At 68.6% G+C, this 6,138-nt stretch carries 4 protein-coding genes; 2 read left to right on the forward strand and 2 right to left on the reverse strand.

What is annotated here, in order from left to right; all coding sequences use genetic code 11:
- Nucleotides 1-2,934 (reverse strand): excinuclease ABC subunit UvrB, encoded by a 2,934-nt coding sequence (uvrB, locus tag NNZ72_RS24250; protein ID WP_257318242.1) that lies wholly within the window; start codon nucleotides 2,932-2,934, stop codon nucleotides 1-3.
- A 340-nt stretch (nucleotides 2,935-3,274) separates the two neighbouring features.
- Here uvrB and NNZ72_RS24255 point away from each other — a divergent pair, with 340 nt between their 5' ends.
- Complete coding sequence (locus tag NNZ72_RS24255) at nucleotides 3,275-3,628, forward strand: DMT family protein (RefSeq protein WP_257318243.1); 354 nt, start codon at nucleotides 3,275-3,277, stop codon at nucleotides 3,626-3,628.
- 54 nt (nucleotides 3,629-3,682) lie between these two features.
- Here NNZ72_RS24255 and NNZ72_RS24260 read toward each other — a convergent pair whose 3' ends face one another.
- Nucleotides 3,683-4,069: an acyl-CoA thioesterase gene (locus NNZ72_RS24260; protein ID WP_257318244.1), complete on the reverse strand. Its 387-nt coding sequence runs from the start codon at nucleotides 4,067-4,069 to the stop codon at nucleotides 3,683-3,685.
- A 170-nt stretch (nucleotides 4,070-4,239) separates the two neighbouring features.
- On the opposite strand from NNZ72_RS24260, the gene NNZ72_RS24265 reads away from it, so the two are divergent.
- Entirely contained in the window at nucleotides 4,240-6,054 is a 1,815-nt protein-coding gene (locus NNZ72_RS24265; RefSeq protein WP_257318245.1) for a methyl-accepting chemotaxis protein, read from the forward strand.
- Nucleotides 6,055-6,138 lie beyond the last annotated feature (84 nt).

Raw genomic sequence — 6,138 nt, forward strand, 5'->3', positions numbered from 1 at the left:
TCACCGCCCCGGCCTTCCCGTTTTCCCCTTCGTCCGCCCCTTGCGCTTCTGCTCGGCCGGGTCCTCGTAGCTGCCGACGCCGATCTTGCCGCGCTGCACCGGCGCGTCGTCGGCGCGCTTCTTCGTGCCGACGCTTTCGGCCGGGCGGTCCGGCAGCGCCCCGGAGACCGGCTTCTCCGTGCGGCCGACGGTCATCTCGTCCAGGGTATTCTTGCGGAAGAGCGGCCGGGCCGTGTCGGTGCCCGGTCCCATGTCGTCGAGAGACGGCTTCTGGAAATAGGAGGCGGGGCCGTCCGCTGGTTTCGGCGTTTTCTCCTGCGTCTTCGCCTCCTGCCTTGCCATCGGGTCGTCCATGACGGCGAGCTCGGCGGCCTTGAGGCGCTTGATCTCGTCGCGGATGCGGGCGGCGGCCTCGAAGTCGAGGTCGGCGGCGGCGTCGCGCATCTGCTTCTCCAGCGCCTCCAGGTGGGCCTTGAGGTTGTTGCCGACGAGGTGGCCGGCCTCGGCGAAGCCCTTGCCCGCGACGCCGGTGATGTCGGCGCGGACGTGGTCGCGCTCGTAGACCGAGTCGAGGATGTCGGAGATCTTCGCCTTCACCGATTCCGGCGTGATGCCGTGCTCGGCATTGTAGGCCATCTGCTTCTCGCGGCGGCGGCCGGTCTCGTCCATCGCCCGCTGCATCGAGCCGGTGATCTGGTCGGCATAGAGGATGACCTTGCCGTCGACGTTGCGCGCCGCGCGGCCGATCGTCTGGATCAGCGAGGTCTCCGAGCGCAGGAATCCTTCCTTGTCGGCGTCGAGGATGGCGACGAAGCCGCATTCGGGGATGTCGAGGCCCTCGCGCAGGAGGTTGATGCCGACCAGCACGTCGAAGGCGCCGAGCCGCAGGTCGCGGATGATCTCGATGCGCTCCAGCGTGTCGATGTCGGAGTGCATGTAGCGCACGCGCACGCCCTGCTCGTGCAGGTATTCGGTGAGGTCCTCGGCCATGCGCTTGGTGAGCACGGTGACGAGGGTGCGGTAGCCCTTCGCGGCCGTGTCGCGGATCTCGCCCAGCACGTCGTCGACCTGGCTCTTGGCCGGGCGCACCTCGACCGGCGGGTCGATCAGGCCGGTCGGGCGGATGACCTGCTCGGCGAAGACGCCGCCGGCCTGCTCCATCTCCCAGTTGCCGGGCGTCGCCGAGACGGCGATCGTGTCGGGGCGCATGGCGTCCCATTCCTCGAAGCGCAGCGGGCGGTTGTCCATGCAGGAGGGCAGGCGGAAGCCGTATTCGGCGAGCGTCGCCTTGCGGCGGAAGTCGCCGCGGTACATGCCGCCGATCTGCGGGACGGTGACGTGGCTCTCGTCGATGAAGATGATGGCGTTGTCCGGCACGTACTCGAACAGCGTCGGCGGCGGCTCGCCGGGCCGGCGGCCGGTGAGATAGCGCGAATAGTTCTCGATGCCGGCGCAGGAGCCGGTCGCCTCCAGCATCTCCAGGTCGTAGCGCGTGCGCTGCTCCAGCCGCTGCGCCTCCAGGAGGCGGCCGGCCTTCTCCAGCTCGGCGAGGCGCTGCTTCAGCTCCTCCTTGATCGCCCGGATGGCGCCGTTCAGCGTCGGGCGGGGGGTGACGTAGTGGCTGTTGGCGTAGATCTTCACCGACTTCAGGTCGCCGGTCTTCTGGCCGGTGAGCGGGTCGAACTCGGTGATGGCGTCGATCTCGTCGCCGAACATCGAGATGCGCCAGGCGGCATCCTCCAGGTGGGCCGGGAAGATCTCGATCGTATCCCCGCGCACGCGAAAGGAGCCGCGCTGGAAATCCATGTCGCGGCGCTTGTACTGCTGCGCCACGAGGTCGGCCAAAAGCTGGCGCTGGTCGAGCCGGTCGCCGACCTGCATCTGGAAGGTCATCGCCGTGTAGGTCTCGACCGAGCCGATACCGTAGATGCAGGAGACCGAGGCGACGATGATGCAGTCGTCGCGTTCGAGCAGCGAGCGCGTCGCCGAGTGGCGCATGCGGTCGATCTGCTCGTTGATCGAGGATTCCTTCTCGATATAGGTGTCCGAGCGCGGGACGTAGGCCTCCGGCTGGTAATAGTCGTAGTAGGACACGAAATACTCGACCGCGTTGTCGGGGAAGAAGTTCTTGAACTCGCTGTAGAGCTGGGCGGCGAGCGTCTTGTTCGGCGCGAGGATGACGGCGGGGCGCTGCGTCTCCTCGATCACCTTGGCCATGGTGAAGGTTTTTCCGGAGCCGGTGACGCCGAGCAGGACCTGGCTGCGCTCGCCCGAGTCGAGGCCCTCGACGAGGTCGCGGATGGCGGTCGGCTGGTCGCCGGAGGGCTTGTAGTCGGTGACCATGCGGATCGGGATGCCGCCCTCCGACTTCTCCGGCCGGGGCGGGCGGTGCGGCGTCCACAGCTTGCCGTCCTTGAACAGCGGGTTGCCGCTCTCGATCAGCCTGGCCAGCGCCTCGACGGTGGCGGTGACGCCGGAGCCCTTGTCGAGCGCGGCGGCGTCCTCCAGCGAGACGTCGAGGCCGGAGACCGGGTTGAGGCCGGCCGCGGCCCGCGTCTTCGGGTCGGACGAGCCGCCGATCGACACGCCGCGGGAGGTCTTGCTTGCGCTCACGCTGTCGGCGCCGCGCGCCTGCGCTCCGCGGGGGCCTCGCATGAGCTCGGACGCCCGTTCGGGCTTGCGGCCTGCGGCCGATTTTCCGACCGCGACCTTCTCCGCCTGCCGGCGGGCCGCGTTCTCCACCGTCTTGCGGTGCTTGCCGGCCTTGGAGGCGATCTCGCGGCGGCTCTCGATACCCGCGGCCTCGGCCTCGGCCTCGAGCTGCCTCACCCAGTCGGAGACGCTGCCGGAAAGCGGCGCGCCCTCGAACGGCGCTTGCGGGGCTTCCTCGAAACCGGGGGTCGAGGGGGCGGATTTCTTCGGTGATCTGGCCATGCGGGGAATATGGCGAGAGTCACCCGGAAAGAAAAGAGGGAACGGGTACAAAAGGGAAACGGATTGCCCTCTTGGCGACAAGGCCGTCGGATGGGGATGCGACGTTGCCGCTTCCCCTTCTCCCCGCCGGGGAGAAGGTGGCCCGAAGGGGCGGACGAGGGGATGGAGCGCGTCGCAGCCCGCCTTCGGCGTCCCCCTCATCCGCCTGCCGCGACCTTCTTCCGGCGGAGAGAAGGGGGAGGGGGCACCGTCATCGTTCCATCTGCAACGGCCCGCTCTTGACGGCGGCGCGCGCTGGTATATGCGTTCTGCCGCTCAGCGTTCCTTCAGGATCTCCCCCATGCCCCTCAGCCTGTCTCCCGCGGCCGTCTGGCCCATCGTGCTGCTCTGCGCCTCGAACGTGTTCATGACCTTCGCCTGGTACGGCCACCTGAAATTCAAGTCGGCGCCGCTGCTCGTCGTCGTGCTGGCGAGCTGGGGCATCGCCTTCTTCGAATATTGCCTCGCGGTGCCCGCCAACCGCATGGGCCACGGGGTCTATACGGCGGCGCAGCTGAAGACGATCCAGGAGGTGATCACGCTCCTGGTCTTCGCCGGCTTCTCGGTGTTCTGGCTGAAGGAGAGCCTGACCTGGAACCACGCCGTCGGCTTCGCGCTGATCGCCGCCGGCGCGGCCTTCGTCTTCAAGGGTTAGGTTTTCTGCGCATTTCCGGATGCAGAACCGCTCCACGCCTTTGCCGGAAATGCTCTACTCTTCCGGCACGGGCGTCGGCCGGCCGTCCCGGTCCAGCGCGACCATGATGAAGGTGGCGGCCGTCACCTTCTCGACGGTGGTCGTGAGGTAGCGCTGCGCCCAGGCCTCGACGGTGAGCGTGATCGAGGTGCGGCCGACGCGGGTGACGTCGGTATAGATGCTGAGCGTGTCGCCGACGCGCATCGGCAGCTCGAAGGCCATTTCCTTGACGGCGGCGGTGACGACGCGGCCGCGGGCGCGCTCGGCCGCGCGGATGCCCGAGGCGAGGTCCATCTGCGCCATGACCCAGCCGCCGAAGATGTCGCCCGCGGCATTGGCGTCCGCCGGCATGGCGAGCGTGCGAAGGGTGAGCTGGCCGTTCGGCGTCTGTCTGTCGGTCATGCGGGTCCTCTCCGGTGTGTCGCGACCGGTCTAGCCGAAGGGGCGGCGCGGCGGAAGAGGCGGCGCGGCGTCTCCAAGAATTGATAGCGGCAATTTTAGCGGTTCTTAAATCATTTCCCGGACTTTCGGACGGGGAGGCATGGCGCCTTCGGAACGTCCAGGAGGCTCCGGTGAAGAGTTTGAGAATATCGACGCGTCTTTCCCTGCTTGTCGGCCTGGCGCTGACGATCTTCGCCGCGGCGCTGGCCTACGGCCTCTACCACCAGCAGGACGCGATGGTCGCCGAGCGCAAGTCGAAGCTCGCCGCCATGGACGAGAACATGCTGACGCTGTTCGATTTCTACCACGGGCTGGAGACCGCCGGCACGCTTTCGCGCGAGGAGGCGCAGACGCGGGCGAAGGACGCGGTGCGGGCGCTGCGCTACGAGGACAGCGGCTATTTCTGGATCAACGACATGGAAAGCGTGATCGTCATGCATCCGATCAAGCCGGAGCTCGACGGCACCGACCAGTCCGGCATGCGGGACCCGACCGGCAAGCACATCTTCCAGGAATTCGTGAAGGCGGTGAAGGCGAGCCCGACCGGTCAGGACTTCGTCGACTACTACTGGCCGAAGCCGGGCTTCGAGGAGCCGGTGCTGAAATATTCGCACGTCGCCGGCTTCGAGCCCTGGGGCTGGATCGTCGGCACCGGCGTCTATGCGGACGACCTTGCCGCCCTGTTCCGCCGCAACGCCATCGAGATGGCGGCGATCCTCGCCGCCGGCGGCCTCGCCATCGTGCTCGCCGCCTATGCGATCGTGCGCAGCGTGACCGGCCCGCTCGCCCGCCTCGGCGTCTCCATGCGGGCGATCGCCGCGGAGGACGTCTCCGGCGAGGTGCCGGAGACCGACCGCGGGGACGAGATCGGCGACATGGCGCGCGTCGTCTCGGTGCTGCGCCAGTCGGTGGCCGAGCGCGCCGAGCTGCGCGTCCGCGAGGCCGACCAGCAGGCCCGGCTCGACGCCGAGCGCAGCGAGGGCGAGCAGCGCCGCCGGCAGGCGAGCCGCAGCCAGGACGAGGCGATGAACACCGTCGGGCGCGCGCTCGAACGGCTCGCCAACGGCGACCTCGCCGCCTCGATCGACACGATCGCGCCGGAATATGCGAAACTGCGCGACGACTTCAACCGGGCCGTCGAGGCGCTCTCGGGCGTGATCGGCTCCATCGCCCGCTCGACCGAGGTCGTGCACGGCAGCGCCGCCGGCATTGCGGAAGCCGCCAACAACCTGTCGCAGCGCACCGAGCAGCAGGCCGCCTCGCTGGAGGAGACGGCCGCCGCCCTCGACGAGATCACCGCGACGGTGCGCAACGCCTCCGAGCGCGCCGCGGAAGCAAGCCGCATGGTGGCCGAGACGAAGCAGTCGGCCGGCCGCTCCGGCACCATCGTCCGCGACGCCGTCGCGGCGATGAGCCGCATCGAGGACGCCTCCAGCCGCATCAGCCAGATCATCGGCGTCATCGACGAGATCGCCTTCCAGACGAACCTGCTCGCGCTCAACGCCGGCGTCGAGGCGGCGCGGGCGGGCGAGGCGGGCCGCGGCTTCGCCGTCGTCGCGCAGGAGGTGCGCGAGCTCGCCCAGCGCTCGGCCAACGCGGCGAAGGAGATCAAGGGGCTGATCAGCAATTCGGCGGCCGAGGTCGGCACCGGCGTGGCCTTGGTGCGCTCGACCGGCGACGCGCTGAGCGAGATCGAGGCCCTCGTCAACCGCGTCAACGACCAGGTGACGTCGATCGCCACCGCCGCCCGCGAGCAGGCCGTCGGCCTCGCCGAGGTGAACACGGCGGTCAACCAGATGGACCAGATGACGCAGCAGAACGCCGCCATGGTCGAGGAGACCAACGCCGCCGGCCAGACGCTGACGCAGGAAAGCGAGCAGCTGAAGACGCTGCTCGGCAATTTCCGTCTCGCCGCTCCGGCGGACGCGGATCGCCGCGCCGCCTGAGAGGGCGGAACCTTCGGGCGAAAAAAGCAACGGTGTTAGGCCGCAAGCGTTTTTGTGAGATGGTCTCTCATTCTTGCGTTGAGG

This window comes from Shinella pollutisoli (assembly GCF_024609765.1).
Classification (GTDB): domain Bacteria; phylum Pseudomonadota; class Alphaproteobacteria; order Rhizobiales; family Rhizobiaceae; genus Shinella; species Shinella pollutisoli.